Here is a 22,685-nt window from a genome sequence, read left to right as displayed (position 1 = left end):
CTATATAGCGCATCGTGTAATGGCTGGATCGTTTTGTGAACGGTTGAGCAGGGTAAGCAAAAGGGATTGCCAATGGCAGCGAACCACCATTGGCTTGTTGAGGATTAACGCTTATTTCTTGTTGTTGGGTTTGAGTGTTTCACCAACGTTCAGCAGAAAAAGTTCATTATCGCGAGTCGACACGCGCGTTGAACCATCTTCCATCCGGTAGCCGCCTTCAGTGAAGCCCGCACCATTCAGGAACGGTGCAACAGACTGTGGCTGATTGCGTACCGCAGCTTCGAGCGCTAGCAGGGCATAAGGCTCGATGGTATCGACATCGGCATACTGTCTGTTGGTCTCGGCCATGAAGAAGCCATTTTTATAACGTGTGCTGATCATGTTATCGCCCACTTTTTCCGCCAGCGACAAATAGTCTTTCACTTTGCTAGCCTGATACAGATCCAGCAGCGCGAACAGGGCATAAGGATCGTTGTTCTTGGTGGCGAGATCGACTTTGACGTCTTTACCCGGCGCTGAACCTAATTCACCCAGCCCCTGTGCGCCAGCGATACCACGTGCAACACGCCACAGTTCGGCATCCGGTGAAACGGTATAGGCGCGAGCATATGAAAGCAGGAACGAATTATCCGCAGCATAAGGCTTGAGCACGGTGCCTTTTTTACCGTAGTAACCGTCACGCGGCAGAACGTAGTTGGAAAGATCTTTGCCGTTAGCGAGCATCGGGCGGAACGTGTTGTCGGACGCGTTGTAGGCATATTTAGCAAAGGCTTTCAGGCCGTCGGTTGTCCACGTCAGCAACTCTTTACCTTCCGCACCTAAATCTTTGCCCAGTTGGATCTGCATGAGCGCATTTTCAGAATAGATCGTGCTGGTACGTCCTTTCAGCATCATATTGCCTTCCAACGCGGTCGGGCCGAACTCTGGGCCAAACTGACGCTGGGCGCGATCGCCGTATTTGGAATGTGTATCCGCATCGTCAGTGGTTTCATCGCGTTTCAGCGCCTGCGTAAACTGGTACACGCCAAGACCGGTAGCCTTATCCCGTGGCAGTACATACTGCTGCGCTAAACGTTTTGCCCAGACCAGCGCGCCATCTTCCTTATTGTATTTATAGAGCAGCGATGCGGAATAGATCAGGTCGTTACCCGCATTCAGGAAGCTGAGGCCTTTGGTGGCGAAGAAGGGCGGCTGTTGTTCGAACGGGCTTTGCCAGAGTGCGCCCATTTTTTGCCCGTATTTACCGTGGCGACTGGTTTCCATAATCTTCCAGTCATAAACGTGCGCATTCCAGAAACCACGAATAAAGCGTGCGGTTGCGTCTTTATCAACGCTGAACATCAAATCGTAGTAGGGATAAGCATTTTTCAGCTCATGCACCATCTCTTTTTCGCTCGGGCCTTCCGGTTGCAGCGTTTTTAAATCAACGAAACGATGACCGCCCCAAATCAGCAGGCCGCTCTCATCTTGATAATGCTGAAAGTGGTACTTCACAATCGCTTCGGCACGCTGCTTATAGCTGGCATTACCGCTCAGGTTGCTGAGTCCAACCAGCACGCGCATCAGGTTCTGCTGAGCGGAGAAGTTGGATAATACGGCCTGACGACCATCAGGGAAGATCCACTCCATCTGTTTGCCAGTACGCGGATCGACGCCATCAGCAAGCAGTGGTGTAGGTGATTGACCGTGATAATGGTCACCGGCTTTCGCCAGCACGTTGTCAACATACTGATTGACGATGGTGAGACGGTCCGGTGTAGCCGCGCTGGCCTGTAAAGCGACCAGACCCGCAAGGAGCGACAGCGCAAATCTTTTCATGTTATTTCCCTGTAACGAGTGTTCATCTGTAACTGTAATGAAGGGATCCCGCTTGATTAACAGGATCCCCGAGAAACATTGCGTAGCAGTAAGTCGGCGTTAGAACGTATAGGTGAAGCCGACTTTGCCTTTTCCTTCACGTGATTTCACATCGCGCCCACTAGCGACGTCTTCAACGCCAACGTGTGCCGTCCAGTTGTCGTTGATGGTGTAAGACACGTCGAAATCCTGTTGATAGTCATGTTTTTTGTTGTTTTGCAGCACGTAATCCGCGTGATAGTAGTAAGCGGTGTACGCCAGCGTGAAGTTATCGAAGCCTTTGTAGGCAACCCCTGCTTCATAACGTTGACGGTGGGTGTCATCATCCGTGCTGGTACGCTTGCTACGAGTGATTTTTCTGAGGTCATAGCGATATTGCGCATGAAGATCCGTCTTATCCGTCACCGCCCAGGTCAGTTTTAACCCCGGCGTATAGCGTGCACCGGACGTTTGACTATCGGCGATATCACCTACGGTGCCTTCACCGCTGGTGCCGCCGGAGTAGAAGCGTGCTTCCAGATTGGGTGTCAGTGTTAATTCAGGCGTTAAGCTGTAGGCATAACCGGTATAAAAAGCATAAGAGTTCGAGACGACATCATCGATCGTCAGATCTTTATTCTTATTATAAAAATTCAGCTTAACGCCAACGTACAGGCCATTATCCATAAAATGTCGCATGCCGATTTCATCACCGTGATAGCGATTCATCGTTCCCCAACTATGTTCATAGCTGAGTTTAGTATCAGAGGCAGACGCGGAAATAGCATAAATTTGGGCAAAGAGAATCCCGGCCACAAGGTAGCGTTTTTTCATTATGGGCACCATTAATATTGGTCGTTAATTATGAAAACTGTGCGCTGATAGACAAAATTTATTCATGAGTTTATTTTTCATCAACGCGATACGAAATACGGTATATTTATTTTATAAAGTTCTGCATTTCTTAGAAAACGTAGTTGAAACCAACTTTGATTTTCCCCTGACGGCTTGATGATGTGCTGGATTGGCTAATATCATCATACTCAATATAAGGAGTTAGCTGTTTGTTTAACTTATATTGAACTTTGAACTGATGCTCATAATCCGTTTTACCGTTGTCATAAACGGCGTATTCTCTTTCTGTGAATTCACCTTTGCTGTATTTATACGATTTGGAGGTGTTATCACCGATATAGTAGTTAAAGACGTAAGTCAGATTAATATTATCCAACCCAGAATAGGTTGCCCCGGCATCCAACCGGTGGCGTCCGGTGTCAGATTTTGATAAATAAGATTCCCCTGCGTAACCATATTTATCCGACGTGGAAATGGTCGAATAACGTGAACTACGAGTCGGTTTTTTATATTCGTAGCGATAGCGACCATAAGTGGACCAGTCGCTGTTGATCCGGTAGCTATATTTTAGCCCCGGTTGATACATCATGGAGGCATTCCCAATCGAGAACTCGAAGCTAGGGGTTAAGGTTGCGGCTTTGCTTAGTTTGAAGTCCTTACCAATCACCATGCCACCTGAGCCGCCTTGCATATCGTCATAGGCGACGTCGTAGTTGCTGTTCCCGCCCGCAGACGTACTGAATTTGACTTCGTACGACCAGCCGTTTGTTTTCTTGTGAATGAGCTTGATGGAATCTGAGTGGCGGCGGTCTTCCGTCTTCCAGTTATGTTCATATTGGAAAGTCGTTTTGCCGTCAGTTTCTGCCTGGGCAAGAAAAGGGGCGAGTCCAGCGCAAACGATAAGTAGGTTACGTGTGTCTATTTTCATTCTGTCTTTCTCTTTTTGAATAAATAATATTTTTGGCGAGTGCAGTCTCTATCTTTAAAACCAGACAGTTGGTGTCATTTTTTGGGCGTAAAAATAGAATCACCAGTTATGATGATGACGCCATTAATAATGTCAGACAGGGCATTCTCCCTGGTAAATCAAGATCTATCAATTCATCGGTTACCCCTTATATACGACTTAGGTTATGAGTATTTCAATCAGCGAAATGACTTATGCTGATGAGTGAGTGTCGATAATCCCTACCTTTTACGGGTCACTCTAATTAATCAGTAAATTTGATAATTAGCCTGTGTGGTATTATGGTGAAAAGAAAGCGTTGTTTCATTTATGTGGATCACATATTTAGTTACCACTTGAAATTATTTGTAATAATTTAGTCTGATTATTGTAAGAGGGGAGCGTAGGTCTTACGGGGATCGTTGTTGTCAGGTTGAGGGATGTATCTCTTGAACGTTAATGATGATAATGATATGAAATCGAACAACAATTGACCTGTTGTCTGTATTACTTCCGCCACAAGCTCAGGAATATTTTTCTGGAAGTGACGTTCCTATAAAATGAATAAATAACCCAGAGCCATCAAATATCCCTGAAGATTTGCAAGGCGGTTAATCCCGCGCTGGAACAGATTAAATTTCGACAGCTTAAATCTCAAAACCGGGTGCAACTTCTTTCACCGGTTTTTTGCACGCTTCTGGCTTCGGTTGATTCGCCGGCAGGTTTTTGCAGTCTGGGGCAAAAGGATTCAACGCATCGCGATTCAGATAGAGCACAAACAGGAACAGAATGAGGAGGGGGATCAGAATACGTTTTCTTTTCATGGTTATCTTTTTTGGTTGCGTTGCAGAAAATGTAGGTATGTCAAAAAACAGGGAAAATTCTAACGCGTTGCGTGGCTTTTGTCTTTAGCTAGTCCCATTCCCACTCTATTGTAGTGATTCGGTATAGCGAGATCGGCAGAGGTGAAGATGAAAAAGATTCGGTTTGCAGCGATTGGATTAGCACACAACCACATTTATGACATGTGTCAGCAACTCATTGATGCAGGTGCTGAGTTGGTTGGCGTATTCGAATCTGACTCGGATAATCGGGCAAAATTTACCTCGCTTTTCCCGTCCGTCCCTTTTGCTGCTTCTGCGGAACAGCTGATTACCGATGCTTCTACCGATCTCATCGCCTGTGCGGTGATTCCCTGTGACAGAGCCGAACTGGCGCTGCGCACGCTTGATGCGGGCAAGGATTTTTTCACGGCCAAACCGCCGTTGACCACGTTGGAACAGCTGGATGCCGTCCAACGTCGGGTGGCGGAGACGGGTCGCAAGTTTGCCGTGTACTTTAATGAACGCATCAATGTGGATAGCGCGTTGTTTGCCGGTGAACTGGTGCAGCGGGGTGAGATCGGGCGAGTAATTCAGACGATGGGTGTTGGCCCACATCGTGAACGTGGCGCGCGGCCTGACTGGTTTTATCAAAAGCGTCAGTACGGCGGAATTCTCTGTGATATCGGCATCCATCAAATTGAGCAGTTTCTCTATTTTACTGGCAATACCAATGCGCGCGTGGTGACCAGCCAGACGGCGAATTATCACCACCCGCACCATCCCGAATTTGAGGATTTTGGCGATTCGATGCTACTGGGCGACAATGGGGCAACGGGCTATTTCCGCTGTGACTGGTTTACGCCGGATGGGTTGAGCGTTTGGGGCGACGGTCGCCTGACGATACTGGGGACGGAAGGCTATATCGAAATCAGGAAATATGTCGATCTCACGCGCGGTGAAAGCAACGTCGTTTATCTGGTGAATGGCAAGGGTGAACAACGTTTCACCCCCGCAGGTAGCGTTGAACGCGCTTTTTTCCCCGATTTTCTACGTGACTGTCGTGAGCGCACCGAAAATGCGATGTCGCAGCCTCATATCTTCAAGGCAACAGAACTGTCGATTCTGGCGCAGCAGGCCGCGAATAAGATCGCCTGACGTGGCATTTTCCGTGAATTAACCTATAACAACCGTGCTCCGCGATGGCGCACGGTTGTTCCTTTTCTGTGCATGATAATGAAACGAACTCATTTAATTCCATATAAATCAATGCGGTGAAAAGTGGCATAGTTTTCGCTTTAGTGAATTCAATCTTGTATACCAGATGGGATTCACACTATGCCAAGAATGACGGGACTCACGCTTCAGGAATGGAAACAGCATTATCAACAGCAGGCCGATAGCGTTGGCGAGACGCTAAGTGCGCTGCTCGCCAGTTTCTCTGCGGACGATCCAGCGTGGATCGTGCTGGCGACACCTGAGCTGCTTGAGGCGCAGATCGCGGCGCTGTTGCCTCTGTATCGTGAAAATCCAGACGCGCTACCGCTGTTCGGCGTTCCCTTTGCTGTCAAAGATAATATTGATGTTGCAGGCTGGCCGACGAGCGCAGCGTGTCCGGCATTCACCTATCTGGCCAGCAAGGATGCGACTGCCGTCGCCAAATTAAAAGCGGCAGGCGCGGTAGTTGTCGGTAAAACCAACCTCGATCAGTTTGCCACTGGCTTGGTGGGCACGCGTTCCCCGTTTGGTGAAGTACCAAATACCTTCAATGCGGACTATATCAGCGGCGGTTCCAGTTCAGGATCGGCGTCGGTGCTGGCGCGGGGGCTGGTCGCATTTTCATTAGGCACCGACACCGCCGGATCGGGGCGTGTTCCCGCTGGGTTTAACAATATCGTCGGCCTCAAGCCGACGAAAGGGTGGCTATCGGCAAGCGGCGTGGTGCCAGCCTGTCGCCTGAATGACACGATCTCCGTGTTTGCGTTAACCGTCGAAGATGCGTTTACCGTCGCGGAGCTGGCTGGCGGATATGATGCCGCAGATGCTTATTCGCGCAGCCATCCGGGCAGTGCGCCAGCCTTGCTACCGGAAAAACCGCGCGTTGCCATTCCCAGCGATCCGACCTTTTTTGATGATAGCGTCGCACAGGCAGCATGGCAGCTCGCGCTGGTCGAATTAGAAGCGACGGGCGCGACGCTGCATCCCATCGATTTTAGTGTATTCACACAGTTGGCAGAACAGCTTTACCAAGGCCCTTGGGTGGCGGAACGCACGGTGGCGGTTGGCGATATGCTGCGCCAGCCCGAACTGATGGACCCAGTGGTGTACGGTATTGTGGCGAGCGGTGAGCGCTTTAGCGCGGTGGATACTTTCAAAGCCGAATACCTGCGAGCCGAACTGTCGCGCCAGATTCAACAGACGCTGGCCTCGTTCGATGCGTTAGTGGTGCCGACCTCGCCGACTATCCACACGCGTGAGGCGATGAAACAGGAGCCAGTGCGTAACAACTCCCAGTTGGGAACCTACACCAACTTTACTAATCTGGCCGATCTTTCGGCACTGGCGCTACCTGCACCTTTCCGTGCTGACGATTTGCCTGCTGGCATCACGCTGATTGCGCCCGCGTGGCACGACCGTGCATTAGCGAGCTTTGGCCTGCGCTGGCAGGCACAGTTGGCGCTTACGCTGGGCGCGACAGGAAAAGCGCTGCCTGCTGGACCGGCCACATTACCGCCTTCCACTTCACACGTCCGCCTCGCCGTTGTCGGTGCGCATCTGACGGGCATGCCGCTCAATCATCAACTAACCAACCGTGATGCGGTATGGATAGAAGAGACGCGCACGGCGGAGAACTATCGCCTGTATGCACTGGCGAATACGCAACCTGCCAAGCCCGGATTAGCGAAAAGCACCGACGGCGTGGCGATCATCGTCGAACTGTGGGACATCCCGCTGGCGCGTTTTGGTGAATTTGTCGCAGAGATTCCGGCACCGCTGGGGATTGGCACGCTGACGTTAGCCGACGGGCGACAGGTTAAAGGCTTTATTTGCGAACCGGCCGCGCTGAGCGATGCCACGGATATCACCGCGTTCGGCGGCTGGCGTCATTGGCTCGCTCGTCAGGAGGCGTCCCATGTTTAAGACCGTATTGATTGCTAACCGTGGTGAGATCGCCTGCCGTGCGATACGCACGCTAAAGCACCTAGGCATTACCAGCGTGGCGATTTATTCCGACGCGGATAAAAACGCGCAGCATGTGAAAGATGCCGATATCGCCGTATCGATTGGCGGGGAAAAGGCCAGCGACAGCTATCTGTGCATCGATAAGGTATTGGCGGCTGCCCAGCAGATGGGAGCAGAAGCGATCTGGCCGGGCTACGGTTTTCTATCCGAAAGCCTGCCGTTTGCCGCCGCGTGTGAAAAGGCGGGTATCGCATTTGTCGGGCCAACCGCGCAGCAAATTGGTGAATTTGGCCTGAAGCACCGCGCCCGTGAACTGGCCGCGGCTGCGGGTGTGCCGATGATGCCGGGAACGCCGCTGCTGGCCTCGTTGGAGGACGCGCTGGTTGCAGCAGACGAGATCGGCTATCCGGTGATGCTGAAAAGTACCGCCGGTGGCGGGGGAATTGGCCTGACGCGCTGTGCGGATGCCGCCGCACTTCACGCAGCGTGGGAAAGCGTGCGCCGCTTAGGCGAGCAGTTTTTCAGCGATGCAGGCGTGTTTCTCGAACGCTGTATCGATCGGGCACGCCATGTAGAAGTACAGATTTTTGGCGATGGCAAAGGCCGCGTGGTGGCGCTGGGCGAACGTGATTGCTCATTGCAGCGGCGCAACCAGAAAGTGGTGGAAGAAACACCTGCGCCGCATTTGCCAGAAACCACGCGGGCGGCATTGCTGGCTGCGGCAGTAAAACTCGGTGAGCTGGTCAGCTACCGCAGCGCGGGAACGGTGGAATTTATCTACGACGCCGAGCGTGACGCGTTCTTTTTCCTCGAAGTGAATACCCGTTTGCAGGTTGAACATCCGGTGACGGAGTGTGTCACCGGGCTGGATTTGGTCGAATGCATGCTGCGCGTTGCGGCGGATGAACCGCTTGACTGGGCGCAGCTCGCACAACGACCGCGTGGCGCGGCGATTGAAGTGCGCATTTATGCTGAAGATCCGCTGAAAAATTTCCAGCCCAGCCCCGGCGTGCTGACAGAAGTGACGTTTCCCGACGGTGTGCGGGTTGACGGTTGGGTGAGCACGGGTACTGAGGTGTCGGCGTATTACGATCCGATGATCGCCAAGCTGATCGTCCACGCAGAAACCCGTGAGTTGGCGCTGGAGAAGATGCAGCAGGCGTTAAATGCCACGCGTTTGCACGGTATTGCCACCAATCTGGATTATCTGCGTCAGATTATCACCACCGACGCATTCCGTAGCGGAACGGTATGGACGAGGATGCTCGACAGCTTTACGCCGTCGGCGTCAGTGATTGAGGTCATCCAACCCGGCACCTGGAGCAGCGTGCAGGATTATCCCGGACGCCTCGGCTATTGGGATATCGGCGTGCCGCCGTCCGGCCCGATGGACGATTTCGCGTTCCGTCTGGCGAACCGCATTGTCGGTAATGATGACGCTGCGGCAGGGCTGGAATTTACGCTGCAAGGGCCGACGCTGCGTTTCCACAGTAAGGCAGTGATTGCGCTGACGGGGGCTGACTGCCCAGCGACGCTGGATGGAGAGGTTGTGCCCTATTGGCAGCCCGTTACGGTAACCGCTGGGCAAACGCTGACGCTGGGGCGGGCGCAGTCCGGCTGTCGCACCTATCTTGCGGTGCGTAACGGTATCGATGTGCCGCAGTATCTCGGCAGCCGCTCGACGTTCGCGCTCGGAGAATTTGGCGGTCACGCCGGACGAACGCTGCGCGTGGCGGATATGCTGGCGATTTCTCAACCCGAATTACCTGCCTGTTCTACGCCGGCACCAGTGAGTGAACCACAGACCGTGGACGCCGCGCTGATTCCGCAGTATGGCAACGAATGGCGTATTGGCGTGCTCTATGGCCCGCATGGTGCGCCGGATTTCTTTACCCATGCGGCAATCGACGAGTTTTTCGCGGCGGAGTGGCAGGTGCACTACAACTCGAACCGACTGGGCGTGCGTCTGGTAGGGCCGAAGCCAAGCTGGACAAGAGCTAACGGCGGCGAGGCCGGTTTACATCCTTCCAACGTTCACGACTGTGAATATGCCATCGGCGCGGTGAATTTTACCGGCGATTTCCCGGTGATCCTCACGCGAGATGGGCCAAGTCTGGGCGGATTTGTCTGTCCGGTCACCATTGCCAAAGCGGAACTGTGGAAAGTCGGTCAGGTTAAGCCGGGCGATCGCATTCGTTTCCATCCCATCAGCGCGGACGAAGCCGTTGCGCTGGAACAGGCGCAGGCTGACTGTGTTTCCTCGTTGGGTGTAGCCCACGTACCTGCATTTGATGTCCCCTCGTTGGCGACGACGGAATATGGCTCCGCAACGGTGCTGGCTGCCGTGCAAGCCACGGCGACCACGCCAGCCGCCGTCTATCGTCAGGCAGGCGATAACTACGTTTTGGTCGAGTACGGCGAGAACGTGCTCGATCTGGCGCTGCGGCTACGTATTCATCTGCTGATGATCGCGATCCGTGCTTCAGAGACGGCGGGAATAGAAGAGCTATCGCCTGGCGTACGTTCGCTACAGGTACGCTACGACAGCCGGATTCTCCGCCAGCGTGCGCTGCTGGATGTGTTGCTGCATCTGGAAAGCCAGCTTGGCGACGTCGGCCAGATGACCGTGCCGTCGCGCATTGTCCATTTGCCAATGGCGTTTGAAGACAGCGCTACGCTCGGCGCAGTTGAACGCTACCGTGAAACCGTACGCGCCAGTGCGCCCTGGCTGCCGAATAATGTCGATTTCATTCAGCGCATTAACGGTTTACCGAGCCGCGATGACGTGCGCGACACCATTTTCGATGCCAGCTACCTGATTTTGGGGCTGGGCGACGTTTATCTCGGCGCGCCCTGTGCGGTGCCAGTCGATCCACGCCACCGTCTGCTTAGCTCCAAATACAATCCGGCGCGCACCTTTACTGCTGAAGGCACGGTCGGTATCGGCGGCATGTACATGTGCATTTACGGCATGGATTCGCCCGGCGGCTATCAACTGGTGGGGCGCACGCTGCCGATCTGGAACAAGTTCCTCAAAAACGATCAATTCATCGCGGGCGAACCGTGGTTGCTGCGCTTCTTCGATCAGGTACGGTTTTATCCGGTCAGCGAAGCCGAATTAACGGCGCTGCGTGAGGATTTTCGCGAAGGACGCGCTGCGATCCACATCGAAGAAACCGAATTTGATTTCGCTGAACACACGCGTTTTCTGACCGAACAAGCCGACGATATCGCCGCGTTTCGCCAGCGTCAGGCCTGTGCATTTGAAACCGAGGTGGCGCTGTGGCAGCAAGAAAATGACAGCGCGCCGCAGGAGGACGTTTTAATCGCCCCCGTAGAAAACGACGACGACGCTTTTCAGGTCAGTGCAGATATGAACGGCAATATCTGGAAAGTACTGGTGAATGTGGGGGATGAGGTTGAGGCCGGACAGCCGCTGATCATTGTCGAGGCGATGAAAATGGAACTGACGATTAACGCGCCGCAGTCTGGCCGAGTGAAGCGCATCGGTTGCCAGCCGGGGCGTCCGGTCAGTCCTGGCGATGCCTTGCTATGGCTGGAATAAAGTATGCGTCGGCATAAAACGGACGACAGGTAATAAACGGCGAGGCGGAGAAAACGATGCGAACAGGCACACAAAAAAATAACAAAGATCGCCCGGAAGCATTGGCGGAACGGGTGTATCAGACGCTGAAAAACGACATTTTCGACTTTCGCCTGATGCCGGGCGATCGCTTCAGTGAAAGTGAGATTGCCGAGCGGATGTCGGTTAGCCGCACGCCGGTGCGTCAGGCGCTGTTTTGGCTGGAGCGCGAAGGGTATGTCGAAGTCTATTTCCGCAGCGGCTGGCAGGTGCGCCCCTTTGATTTTGAGTATTTCGAAGAACTGTATGACTTCCGCATTGTGTTGGAGCGCGAAGCCATTCGGCGACTGTGCGGGATGCCGCCGGGGCGCTGCGCCGAGTTATTGGCCGATCTGAAACGTTTCTGGATTGAGGAACCGCGTCTGGATGATGGGAAGACCGTGTCCCGCTATGACGAAGGGTTTCACCGTGGGCTGGTTATGGCGGCGGGCAACAGCGAAATGGCGCGGATTCACGGCGAACTGACGGAGAAAATTCGCATTATTCGCCGTCTCGATTTCACCCGTGAGGATCGCATCGATGCGACCTATAAAGAACACGCCCAGATCTTGCTGGCGATCTTGCAACAACACACCGAGGAGGCGCAGCGCATTCTGACCGACCACATTGCGGTCAGTAAGGCCGAAGTCAGAAAAATAACCTTGCATATGCTACAGCAGGCGCGGCCTCAATCCGCTTCTGTTGAATCCACTTCACCGCAATCTGTTTCTGCTGAACTCGTTTCACCTGACGCATCACACGATTCCGTTCTCACTCAACACGACTTAAGGGCTAATAAATGAAAAGACGTTCATTGATAAAAGTTTTTGCGCTTTCTGCGACGGTGGTTGGTATGGGGTTGACCTGGAGCGTGCAGGCGGCGGAAACCATCAAAGTCGGGGTGATGCATTCGCTGTCTGGCACGATGGCGATTTCGGAAACGCCGCTGAAAGATGTGGCGCTGATGGCCATTGATGAGATCAATGCTAAAGGCGGGGTGTTGGGTAAAAAGCTGGAACCGGTGGTCGTCGATCCCGCGTCGAACTGGCCGCTGTTTGCTGAAAAGGCGCGTCAGTTGCTAACGCAGGATAAAGCGGCGGTGGTATTCGGCTGCTGGACATCGGTGTCGCGTAAATCGGTGCTGCCGGTGTTTGAAGAGCTAAACGGGCTGCTGTTCTATCCGGTGCAGTATGAGGGCGAAGAGATGTCGCCGAACGTATTCTATACCGGTGCGGCACCGAATCAGCAGGCGATCCCTGCCGTGGAATATCTGATGAGTGAAGACGGCGGGGCGGCGAAGCGTTTCTTCCTGCTGGGTACCGATTATGTCTATCCGCGTACCACCAATAAGATCCTGCGTGCGTTCCTGCATTCGAAAGGCGTGCAGGACAAGGATATCGAGGAAGTCTATACGCCATTCGGCCATAGCGATTATCAGACCATCGTTTCCAACATCAAGAAATTCTCGACGGGCGGTAAGACGGCGGTAGTTTCTACCATCAATGGTGATTCCAACGTTCCATTCTATAAAGAGCTGGCGAATCAGGGTATCAAAGCGACCGATGTGCCGGTTGTTGCGTTCTCGGTAGGCGAAGAGGAACTGCGCGGCATCGATACCAAACCGCTGGTCGGCCATTTGGCGGCGTGGAACTACTTTGAATCGGTCGAGAACCCAACCAACACCCAATTCGTAGAAGCCTATAAAGCCTATGCCAAAGCGAAAAACCTGCCGAACGCTGGCACGGTGGTGACTAACGATCCGATGGAAGCTACCTATGTCGGCATTCACATGTGGGCGCAGGCGGCAGAGAAAGCGGGCACCACCGACGTGGATAAAGTGCGCGCTGCAATGGCGGGTCAAACCTTTGCCGCGCCGGATGGCTTTACGCTGACGATGGACAGCACCAACCACCATCTGCATAAACCAGTGATGATTGGCGAAATCGAAGAGAACGGTCAGTTCAACGTGGTCTGGCAAACCGATAAACCGGTTCGCGCCCAGCCGTGGAGCCCGTACATCGCCGGTAATGATAAGAAGCCCGATCATCCAATAAAAGCCGCACAGTAAACGTCGCCCTATACGCCCCGTCCAACGGCTGGACGGGGATCTTCCCTCTCTTATATGGCGGACATTGCGATGATTAATCGTCAATTATCTACGTTTGTGCTGTCGCTGTGTCTGATGCTTCCTTTTCTGGCACAGGCTGGGCCCGCAGCCGATTTCGCCGCCGCTAGCCGCACGCAGCAGGCAGAGTTACTGCAACAGTGGGCCGCTGCGCCGGAGCCCGCACGCTTGCCGCTGCTACAGGCACTGCGTGCCGAATCGGTGGTACTCGATCAGAATCAACAGCCGTTTATGGATGTGCAAGGCACGTTAACGCCGCTGGAAGGGCATGCTCAACCGACTGGCTCGACCAAAAAACTGTTTATGAATAACCGCTTGCGTGTGCTGATTGCCACTGCACTGGCCTCACACCAGTTAGTCAGTGATGACGTCGCAACGCGATTGAATGCGGTGCGGCAATTGCAAGGCGACAGCAGTGCGGAACAACTGCCGCTATTGGTGCAACGGCTTGAGGTAGAAAAAGACGCACAGGTGCACGATGCGCTGAATATCGCTATTGCCACCCGCCAGTTAAGTGCTGCCGATCCGCTGGTGCGTCTTGATGCGGTCAAACGCTTAGGACAGACCGGCGATCCGCAAATGCAGGCACTGTTACAGCCATTGACGCAGGCACCGAATGAATCAGATACCGGCGTGCGTGCGGCAGCGCAGGAGAGTCTGGATCATATTCAGCAAAGTTTGATCGTCGGCGATCTGCTAGGGCAGGCGTTTACCGGGCTGTCGCTTGGCTCTATTTTGCTGCTGGCTGCACTGGGGCTGGCGATCACCTACGGGTTATTGGGTGTTATCAACATGGCGCACGGTGAAATGCTGATGCTGGGAGCGTATGCAACCTGGTTGGTGCAGTCGCTGTGCCAGCAGTTTGCACCCGCTTGGCTGCCGTATTATCCGCTGTTGGCGCTACCTGTCGCCTTTTTTATCACGGCGGGAGTCGGCATGGCGCTGGAGCGCACGGTGATTCGCCATCTCTATGGTCGCCCGCTGGAGACACTGCTGGCAACGTGGGGTATCAGCCTGATGCTGATCCAACTGGTGCGGATGCTGTTTGGTACGCAGAATCTGGAAGTCGCGAACCCCGCGTGGTTGTCCGGTGGGCTGCGTTTGTTGCCAAATCTGGTGCTGCCGTATAACCGTATTGCGGTGATCTTGTTTGTCCTCGGCGTGCTGCTGCTCACTTGGCTATTACTCAATAAAACACGACTCGGCATGAATGTGCGGGCAGTGACGCAAAACCGAGCGATGGCGGACTGCTGCGGCGTGCCGACCGGACGCGTCGATATGCTGGCTTTCGGGCTGGGTTCCGGCATCGCGGGGCTGGGCGGCGTAGCGCTATCACAACTGGGCAACGTCGGGCCGGAGCTGGGACAGGGTTACATCATCGATTCCTTCCTCGTCGTCGTGTTGGGTGGCGTTGGGCAGCTTGCGGGGACGGTGGTAGCTGCATTTAGTCTCGGTATTCTCAACAAAGTGCTGGAGCCGCAGATCGGCGCGGTGCTGGGAAAAATCGTCATTCTGGTACTGATAGTGCTGTTTATTCAGAAACGGCCACAGGGGCTGTTTGCATTCAAAGGACGGGTGATTGACTGATGACGCAACCTATTACGCAATCTATTAAACAACCGATGACGATAACCCTGACGCAGCGCGCACCGCGACTCATGTTTGGCCTCGGTTCGAGCATGCTGTTGGTCTTGCTGATACTCCCGTTTCTCGCGCTGTTGCCCGCAGAGAACCCGCTGGCGATCTCCACCTATACGCTGACGCTGATTGGTAAAATTCTGTGCTATGCCATTGTTGCCGTGGCGTTGGATCTGGTGTGGGGCTACGCCGGGCTGCTATCACTCGGTCACGGCCTGTTTTTTGCGCTGGGCGGCTATGCCATGGGCATGTATCTGATGCGGCAGGCCGCTGGCGAGGGAATGCCCGCGTTTATGTCATTCCTGTCGTGGACGGAGCTGCCGTGGTTCTGGGCGGGCACCCAGTATTTCGTCTGGGCGCTGTGCCTGATCGTGCTGGTGCCGGGCGTACTGGCGTTTGTATTCGGCTGGTTCGCGTTCCGTTCCAAAATCAAAGGCGTCTATTTCTCGATCATGACGCAAGCACTGACCTACGCCGGGATGCTGCTGTTCTTCCGTAACGAAACCGGTTTTGGTGGGAATAACGGATTTACCGGTTTTACTACGCTGCTGGGTTTTCCTATTACGGCCACCGGTACGCGCATCGGGTTGTTTATCGCCACCGTGCTGTTGCTGACCGCCAGCCTGTTAGTGGGGTTTGCGCTGGCGCGCAGTAAATTTGGTCGTGTGTTGACGGCGGTGCGCGATGCGGAAAACCGGCTGATGTTCTGTGGCTACGATCCGAAAGGATTTAAGCTGTTTATCTGGACGCTGTCCGCCGTGCTGTGCGGGCTGGCGGGGGCGTTGTATGTGCCGCAGGTCGGCATTATCAATCCCAGCGAAATGTCGCCGACCAACTCCATCGAAGCCGCTATTTGGGTTGCGCTGGGTGGACGCGGAACGCTAATCGGGCCGTTGCTCGGTGCGGGGATCGTCAACGGTGCGAAAAGCTGGTTTACCGTAGCCTTTCCCGAATACTGGCTGTTCTTTTTGGGGCTGATGTTTATTCTCGTCACGCTGTTTTTGCCGCGTGGTGTGATTGGATTGCTAACGAGGAAGAAACATGACTGAACCTGCATCTGTATCCTCAGTGTCTGCACAGACGGTTTCCTCACCGACCCAGTTTGCCCAGCAACATCCGTCGGATCGCCATCGACACCAGACCGATCCGGTGCTGCAACTCGACAAGATTAACGTGAGTTTTGACGGTTTTCGGGCACTCACCGATCTCTCGTTGCAGATTGGCGTGGGGGAACTGCGATGCATCATCGGACCTAACGGCGCGGGGAAAACCACGCTGATGGATGTCATTACCGGCAAAACGCGGCCGGATAACGGTAAGGTGTTTTACGATCAATTTACTGACCTGACGACGCTATCACCCGTGGACATTGCGCGCGCGGGAATTGGGCGAAAATTCCAAAAGCCGACCGTGTTTGAAGCGCTGACCGTGTTCGAAAACCTCGAGATTGCGCTGAAAACCGATAAGTCAGTGTGGGCAAGCCTGCGTGCCAGGCTGAACGGCGAGCAACGTGACCGGATTGACGACACGCTGGCGCTGCTGCGACTCGGTCAGGAACGGCAGCGACCAGCAGGGTTGTTGTCGCACGGGCAAAAACAGTTTCTGGAAATCGGGATGCTGTTGGTTCAGGAACCGCATCTGCTGTTGCTCGATGAACCCGCCGCCGGGATGACGGATGCAGAAACTGCCTACACCGCCGAGCTGTTTCGCAGTCTGGCGGGCAAGCACTCGCTGATGGTGGTGGAGCACGATATGGGATTTGTCGAGAGTATTGCCGATCGCGTGACCGTGCTGCATCAGGGACAGGTGCTGGCGGAAGGATCGCTGCGTGAGGTGCAGGCTAATGAGCAGGTCATTGACGTTTATCTGGGGCGCTAACATGTTAGAAATTGCAGAACTGAATCAATATTACGGCGGCAGCCACATTCTGCGCGGCCTGTCGTTTGAGGTAAAACCCGGCGAGATTACCTGTCTGTTAGGGCGTAACGGCGTGGGGAAAACCACGTTGCTGAAATGTCTGATGGGGCTGATTCCGGCGAAGTCCGGCACGATTCGCTGGCAGGGCGAGGCAATTAATACACGTAAACCCCACCAGCGCGTGCAAGCAGGTATTGCCTATGTACCGCAGGGACGCGAAATTTTCCCCCGTCTGACGGTGGAAGAAAATCTGCTGATGGGGTTATCGCGTTTTCCGGGCAAACAGGCGCGACAGGTGCCGGATGAGATCTACCAGCTTTTTCCCGTATTGGATGAAATGAAACAGCGGCGCGGCGGCGATTTGTCCGGCGGACAACAGCAACAACTGGCAATTGGTCGCGCGCTGGCCTGTAAACCACAGCTGTTGATTCTGGATGAGCCGACAGAAGGCATACAGCCGTCGGTGATTAAAGAGATCGGCGCGGTGATTCGCCAACTCGCACAGCGCGGCGATATGGCGATCCTGCTGGTTGAGCAATTTTACGACTTTGCCGCCGAACTGGCCGACAGCTATCTGGTGATGTCTCGCGGGGAAATCATACAGCGCGGGCGAGGAGAAACGATGGAGCAGGACGACGTACGGGGATTGGTCGCGATTTGAGTACAGTGACCTTGGTTTCATTTCGTTAGTGCAAAATTTTCATACTGGTCGGGCAAGCGGTGTAAAATACAACCTTAAGAAGATAATTCATTGTTTAGCTTCAGCTAAAAAGGGAAGGAAACTTAAGGATGAGTAAACCGCTGAAGATTTTTGCTGCGATCGGCACCATCGTTATTGCTGTTGTGGTTGGTGCGATATGGCCGTATATCAAAATGGATTTTGCCAGCAGTGCGCATTATACCGAACAGGATAAAAGGGAATATGCGTTCTATACCCCCGATATTCTAAAGAAAATGCCGCGTATTACAGATCGTTATGACTTCAGTTTTTCGAACGTAACAGGTCCAGAAGCTAAAATATGGACGGTGAATTTCTATGGCACTGGCGATACCCGCAACGTTCACACCTATCTGACTTCGGTGGGGTATGAGAAGCAAGATCGTTGCGATGTTGAGGCTGAATGTTGGCGAGCGGCTGGTACTAATGACGTTGTGACGGTTGCCACGTTTGATACCGATAAGAGCGTGGTGGTTCAAGTTTATAGCAGTCCATACACTGAGCCATTACTACCTAAATAATTATTTCAACTAACGTAAAAATCACAATAATGAAGTAAAACTGTGATTTTTATCATTCATTGTCCTTCATTGATGTTATTAGCTGGCGAGTTATTTCCTGTATTTAGTCATAAAGGTATACAAGCGTAGCGAAAATAGTCGAAAGAGATAGATAAGAACGGAACGGATAAAAATAGTACTATGAACGCACTATTCCACTTCTGTCGCTAGCACGATAGTTTTAAATTGAACACTGAAAATCAGTGGTGTATAAAACACGACGCAGTACGCTGCTGATCATTTTGGGTGGTGTTAATAGCAGTAAGTAAATTTAAGTTAAAATTAGTATAATATATTATTAGGAGTCTAATTATTATGTCTGCCATGGTATTTTGCCGAGGATGCGGCAAGGAAATTCATAGCACAGCAAAAGCATGCCCACAGTGTGGGGCTACGCAAGCTAGTGGTAAGGGCGAAAAAAGTAGAGTATCTGCTGCATTGTTCGCTGCTTTCCTTGGGGGCTTTGGTGCTCATAAATTTTACTTAGGAAAAGTCGGACAAGGAATTTTATATTTACTGTTTTGCTGGACATTTATTCCAAGCATTATTGCGTTTGTGGAGTTTATTATTTACCTGTGCGATTCAGATGAAGATTTCGCCAGGAAATATGGCTAACAGCGTAAATAAACTCTTTTTTACTTTCCTCACAGTACCTTATTCAAAAAGTTGATCGTCCGCGGATGACGGGGATGGTTTAGCACCTGCCAAGATTCGCCGCTTTCGACAATTTTCCCCTCCACCACAAACACTACGCGGTCGAAGCCGATTTCATGTGTGACGACAACCAACTTTTTAATAGAGATTGAGGAAAAAGTGATTGCAATTCTTCACCATGGAATAAATTGGATTTTTCCAATTACACTATAGGCAATTCAGAGAATGACTATTTGGGCCGTTCTGCTATTACCAACAAAAGAAACGCGCCGAGATCACGCCATCTGCGGAGCTGTGGAATCGCCTTACAAGCCTCTTCCGTAGGCTGCGGTTCTTCAATTTTACTTATGCGAAATCCAACTGATGCCACTGCGTTGATATAGTCTCCGATCGTTCTGGGAAAACGCGGCACGGCAAATGGCGCGACGTTCTCGTCTTTCGGCCGATTTCCAAATTTCCAGTTTTCTGTGAAACCGGATTTATCGAAATAACGTGAGGTGCAAAGACCCGTTGTCTGACCGTTCTCATCCTTCTGCCATTGCCAGCCGGGCGTAATAAAACAGGGGTGTAGAACACTGAACGCGACGAAGCCACCCGGACGGAGCAAACGGTAAGCTTCATGCATTGCGCCCTGAAGGTCAGGCCCATCCATTAACGCCATCGTCGAAACGACTGCATCAAAAGAAGAGGCTGGAAATCCCGTGTCAGAACTGTACGACACAATCTTATATGTTATGCCAACGGGGTCCACGCGCTCTGCTTGCCTGGCATGCTCGATTAAACCATTCGAGATATCTATGCCTACCACCTTTGCGCCCATCTGAGCGAAGTGTCGGGTATTCGAACCTTCGCCACATCCAAAGTCGATAACGTTTAGATCTGCCATAGTTGGCAAAAATTGTAGGAAAGCTGGGAGCGTGAAAAAGTCGCGATAGACATCGTAGCCATTGCGTACATCACTAGTCCATTGATTGGCATTTTGATTCCAGCAAACAGCGACGTCATTATGTGTTTGAGCAGTCATCCCATTTCTCCAGAGTATGATTCGGGCTTTGGCGGTCAATACGTTGAGTAACTATCTTGACGGTCAGATAGTTATCCTTCAACACGTAGTTGCCCATTCATCTCTGGCTATCATACCGATACTAGCAAAGAGTGAATAGCAGTATGCCTTCGGCCTGAGTACGGCTGGGCAGAAACCACCATTTTTTCTCCCGCACGCAGCAAGGCGCATTCACAAAAGAAGGTAGGGAAAAGTCACTGATGAATTGGGTCAACATGCGAAATAGAGCCAGAAGGGAGTCATCTGGCTCGCTGAGCTTTTAGCCTTTACCATTGAGAATGGTGTGATGAGAGTCAGGTAGGAGTCTCACAGTACCTTATTCAAAAAGTTGATCGTCCGCGGATGGCGGGGATGGTTTAGCACTTGCCAGGATTCGCCGCTTTCGACAATTTTCCCCTCCACCATAAACACGACGCGGTCGGCGACTTCGCGGGCGAAGCCGATTTCATGTGTGACGACAACCAGCGTCACTCCGGAGCGGGCGAGCGATTTGATCACATCCAGCACCTCGCCGACCAGCTCGGGATCGAGCGCGGACGTCGGTTCATCAAACAGCATCACTTTCGGTTTGAGTGCCAGCGCGCGGGCAATCGCGACGCGCTGCTGTTGGCCACCTGACAGGTGGCGGGGATAAGATTGCGCTTTATGGCGTAGCCCGACGCTTTCCAGCAATGTAAAGGCGAGATCTTCCGCTTCCTGACGGGAATGCAGCTTATGTGCCAGCGGCGCTTCAATGATGTTTTCCAATACGGAAAGGTGGGGGAACAGATTGAAATTCTGGAACACATAGCCGACGTTGATGCGTTGGCGTAACACGTCCTTTTCTTTCAATTCATAGAGCGTATTCCCTTTGCGCCGATAGCCGATGTAGTCGCCGTCGATGCGGATAAACCCTTCATCTACGCGTTCAAGATGATTAATCGTGCGCAACAGCGTGGATTTCCCTGAGCCGGATGGACCCAGGATCACCGTGACGGAGCCGGGTGCCAGCGTCAGATTGATATCATCCAGCGCTTTATGCTGACCAAAATGTTTCGCCACATTGCGGATTTCGATCAGCCCGCGAGCGTTTTCTGCCTGTGGCTGCGTGGTCGTTCGGGCATGAGCAAAATAATCGATAGCTTCAGACATGGTGAATCTCCAGAATCGGGGTTAACGTGCGCGCTTGCGCGTCAGGATACGGACGAGTCTCTGGCGCGGCGTTAGCGGCATTTCACGCACCGCCCCGCGGGACACATAGCGTTCCACGTAGTATTGGACGATGGATAGCACTGTGGTAATCAACAGATACCAGATGGTGGCGACCATCAGCAGCGGAATAACCTGCTGCGTACGGTTGTAGATGACCTGAACGGTGTAAAACAGCTCTGGCAGCGCCAGCACGTAGACGATCGAGGTACCTTTAGCGAGGCTAATTATCTCGTTAAAACCGGTAGGGAGAATCGAACGCAGCGCCTGCGGCAGAATGATGCGTACCGTGCGGCGACCGCCGGGCAGGCCGAGCGCAGCGGAGGCTTCAAACTGACCCGCGTCCACGCCAAGAATACCGCCGCGAATAATCTCCGCTGTATACGCGGATTGCACCAGCGTCAGGCCAAGTACGGCGACGGAAAATTGATCCAGTAGATCAATCGTCGGATAGCGCAGGAAGATGATAGAAGTGAACGGAATCCCCAGCGCCAGTTCGTCATAGAGATACGAGAAGTTGTAGAGAATAATCAGCACCAGAATCAGCGGCAGCGATCGAAACAGCCAGATATACAGCCACGACAGGGTGGAGAGCAGATAAGACGGTGAAAGCCGTGCCAGCGCCAGCGCGGTGCCGAGAAAAATGCTGAGTAATGTACCCAGCGCGGTCAACAACAGCGTCTGCCCCAGCCCGGCTAGGATGACCGGATTAAAAAACCACTCGGCAAAGACTGACCATTCCCAGCGCGGGTTCAGCGCGATTGACTGAATAATCCCAGCAAAAATAAACAGCGAAAACAGTGCACCGGCAAAACGAAAAGGATAACGCGCCGGAACAATGTTCAACGGTGGTTCCTGCGCCTGACTCAGCGGTGGCTGCTGAGACGATGTTTGGAGAGATTGCGTCATGATCGATACCATTTGAATGTGATGCTGAAAAATGTCGTTTTGTGGTTAGCGCATAGGGTTGTTACTGGTGCGTAAGGGTCAACACACTTTCAAATGGCGGGTGATAAGATCGACTTCCGTTTGCCGCGTAACCCGTGGTGTCGCCGTTTCGAACAGCGCTTTCTTAAACGGTAAACGCCCGTCGTAAGGTGGGAGGCTATAGGTCACCGGATCGATGGTGGTATCGAACTGAGGGGTATAACCGTGGCTCAGGTATAAGCGCACCGCTTCAGGTTGACGGAAACCGGTGGTCAGGAAAAAATGCAGATAGCCTGATCGTCGAGCGTGTTGCTCCAGCTCATGCATCACTTTCCCCGCGAGCCCCTGACGGCGCAGTGAATTATCCGTCCATACCCGTTTAATCTCGGCGGTAGTGCTGTCGTAGCGTTTAAACGCCCCCGTGGCGATGGGGATACCTTGACGCAGCAGCGCAATAAAAATGCCGTGCGGCTGCTGGTAGATTCCCGGTGGGTCGCTTTCCCGCTCACCGAAAAAATCACCATAACGCTGCTCATATTCCGCGAACAGGCCGTCGATAATAGGGGCCACGATAGGATCCTCGGGCTGGGTAACAATGAAGATATCGTCGGACATTGCATGCTCCTGATTCA

At 52.9% G+C, this 22,685-nt stretch carries 19 protein-coding genes and 1 pseudogene; 11 read left to right on the top strand and 9 right to left on the bottom strand.

The window, feature by feature from the left end; all coding sequences use genetic code 11:
• Positions 1 to 111 precede the first annotated feature (111 nt).
• The 4 genes from GZ59_RS11705 to GZ59_RS23740 form a co-directional block, all read right to left on the bottom strand.
• Entirely contained in the window at positions 112 to 1,818 is a 1,707-nt protein-coding gene (locus GZ59_RS11705; protein WP_039291924.1) for a pectate lyase, read from the bottom strand.
• A 99-nt stretch (positions 1,819 to 1,917) separates the two neighbouring features.
• Entirely contained in the window at positions 1,918 to 2,670 is a 753-nt protein-coding gene (locus tag GZ59_RS11700; protein ID WP_039291920.1) for an oligogalacturonate-specific porin KdgM family protein, read from the bottom strand.
• Between the two features lie 130 nt (positions 2,671 to 2,800).
• Entirely contained in the window at positions 2,801 to 3,619 is an 819-nt protein-coding gene (locus GZ59_RS11695) for an oligogalacturonate-specific porin KdgM family protein (RefSeq protein WP_039291917.1), read from the bottom strand.
• A gap of 665 nt (positions 3,620 to 4,284) precedes the next feature.
• Positions 4,285 to 4,461 (bottom strand): hypothetical protein, encoded by a 177-nt coding sequence (locus tag GZ59_RS23740; protein WP_167332630.1) that lies wholly within the window; start codon positions 4,459 to 4,461, stop codon positions 4,285 to 4,287.
• Between the two features lie 147 nt (positions 4,462 to 4,608).
• Here GZ59_RS23740 and GZ59_RS11690 point away from each other — a divergent pair, with 147 nt between their 5' ends.
• The 11 genes from GZ59_RS11690 to GZ59_RS11640 all read left to right on the top strand — a co-directional run bounded on the left by GZ59_RS11690 (position 4,609) and on the right by GZ59_RS11640 (position 18,836).
• On the top strand, positions 4,609 to 5,616 hold the full coding sequence (locus GZ59_RS11690; protein ID WP_039291914.1) for a Gfo/Idh/MocA family protein: 1,008 nt from the start codon (positions 4,609 to 4,611) through the stop codon (positions 5,614 to 5,616).
• A gap of 180 nt (positions 5,617 to 5,796) precedes the next feature.
• Positions 5,797 to 7,599 carry an allophanate hydrolase gene (gene atzF, locus GZ59_RS11685; RefSeq protein WP_039291912.1) on the top strand — a complete coding sequence of 601 codons (1,803 nt, stop codon included), beginning with the start codon at positions 5,797 to 5,799 and terminating at the stop codon, positions 7,597 to 7,599.
• Positions 7,592 to 11,206 (top strand): urea carboxylase, encoded by a 3,615-nt coding sequence (gene uca, locus GZ59_RS11680; RefSeq protein ID WP_039291911.1) that lies wholly within the window; start codon positions 7,592 to 7,594, stop codon positions 11,204 to 11,206. Before atzF ends, uca begins: the two co-directional genes overlap by 8 nt.
• Before the next feature lie 56 nt (positions 11,207 to 11,262).
• Positions 11,263 to 12,066, top strand: a complete 804-nt coding sequence (locus GZ59_RS11675; protein ID WP_011093704.1) for a GntR family transcriptional regulator — start codon at positions 11,263 to 11,265, stop codon at positions 12,064 to 12,066.
• A complete protein-coding gene (gene urtA, locus GZ59_RS11670) occupies positions 12,063 to 13,331 on the top strand; it encodes an urea ABC transporter substrate-binding protein (protein WP_039291909.1) in 1,269 nt (422 codons plus the stop codon). Before GZ59_RS11675 ends, urtA begins: the two co-directional genes overlap by 4 nt.
• Before the next feature lie 54 nt (positions 13,332 to 13,385).
• A complete protein-coding gene (urtB, locus tag GZ59_RS11665) occupies positions 13,386 to 14,975 on the top strand; it encodes an urea ABC transporter permease subunit UrtB (RefSeq protein ID WP_051623270.1) in 1,590 nt (529 codons plus the stop codon).
• 23 nt (positions 14,976 to 14,998) lie between these two features.
• Positions 14,999 to 16,075 carry an urea ABC transporter permease subunit UrtC gene (urtC, locus tag GZ59_RS11660; RefSeq protein WP_039295033.1) on the top strand — a complete coding sequence of 359 codons (1,077 nt, stop codon included), beginning with the start codon at positions 14,999 to 15,001 and terminating at the stop codon, positions 16,073 to 16,075.
• Positions 16,068 to 16,904, top strand: coding sequence for an urea ABC transporter ATP-binding protein UrtD (urtD, locus tag GZ59_RS11655; protein WP_051623274.1), 837 nt, complete (start codon positions 16,068 to 16,070; stop codon positions 16,902 to 16,904). Before urtC ends, urtD begins: the two co-directional genes overlap by 8 nt.
• 1 nt (position 16,905) lies before the next feature.
• Positions 16,906 to 17,604 carry an urea ABC transporter ATP-binding subunit UrtE gene (urtE, locus tag GZ59_RS11650; protein ID WP_039291907.1) on the top strand — a complete coding sequence of 233 codons (699 nt, stop codon included), beginning with the start codon at positions 16,906 to 16,908 and terminating at the stop codon, positions 17,602 to 17,604.
• 128 nt (positions 17,605 to 17,732) lie between these two features.
• Positions 17,733 to 18,182, top strand: a complete 450-nt coding sequence (locus GZ59_RS11645) for a hypothetical protein (protein WP_039291905.1) — start codon at positions 17,733 to 17,735, stop codon at positions 18,180 to 18,182.
• Positions 18,183 to 18,536: 354 nt separating this feature from the next.
• A complete protein-coding gene (locus tag GZ59_RS11640; RefSeq protein ID WP_011093711.1) occupies positions 18,537 to 18,836 on the top strand; it encodes a TM2 domain-containing protein in 300 nt (99 codons plus the stop codon).
• Positions 18,837 to 18,865: 29 nt separating this feature from the next.
• Here the strand turns inward: GZ59_RS11640 and GZ59_RS22960 are convergent.
• The 5 genes and pseudogenes from GZ59_RS22960 to GZ59_RS11620 all read right to left on the bottom strand — a co-directional run.
• Positions 18,866 to 19,009, bottom strand: a pseudogene (locus GZ59_RS22960) (ectoine/hydroxyectoine ABC transporter ATP-binding protein EhuA); the annotation flags it as partial.
• Positions 19,010 to 19,104: 95 nt separating this feature from the next.
• Positions 19,105 to 19,899 (bottom strand): class I SAM-dependent methyltransferase, encoded by a 795-nt coding sequence (locus GZ59_RS11635; protein ID WP_011093713.1) that lies wholly within the window; start codon positions 19,897 to 19,899, stop codon positions 19,105 to 19,107.
• 345 nt (positions 19,900 to 20,244) lie between these two features.
• The gene (locus tag GZ59_RS11630; protein WP_011093714.1) at positions 20,245 to 21,069 is read right to left on the bottom strand and encodes an amino acid ABC transporter ATP-binding protein; all 825 of its coding nucleotides are present in this window, start codon (positions 21,067 to 21,069) and stop codon (positions 20,245 to 20,247) included.
• Positions 21,070 to 21,090: 21 nt separating this feature from the next.
• Entirely contained in the window at positions 21,091 to 22,035 is a 945-nt protein-coding gene (locus GZ59_RS11625; RefSeq protein WP_039291903.1) for an amino acid ABC transporter permease, read from the bottom strand.
• Between the two features lie 78 nt (positions 22,036 to 22,113).
• Complete coding sequence (locus tag GZ59_RS11620; RefSeq protein ID WP_011093716.1) at positions 22,114 to 22,668, bottom strand: GNAT family N-acetyltransferase; 555 nt, start codon at positions 22,666 to 22,668, stop codon at positions 22,114 to 22,116.
• Between the last annotated feature and the right edge of the window lie 17 nt (positions 22,669 to 22,685).

The organism is Pectobacterium atrosepticum (assembly GCF_000740965.1).
Classification (GTDB): domain Bacteria; phylum Pseudomonadota; class Gammaproteobacteria; order Enterobacterales; family Enterobacteriaceae; genus Pectobacterium; species Pectobacterium atrosepticum.
The sequence above is the reverse complement of the archived record's forward strand: the minus strand, read 5'-3'. Positions and strand labels throughout refer to the sequence as shown.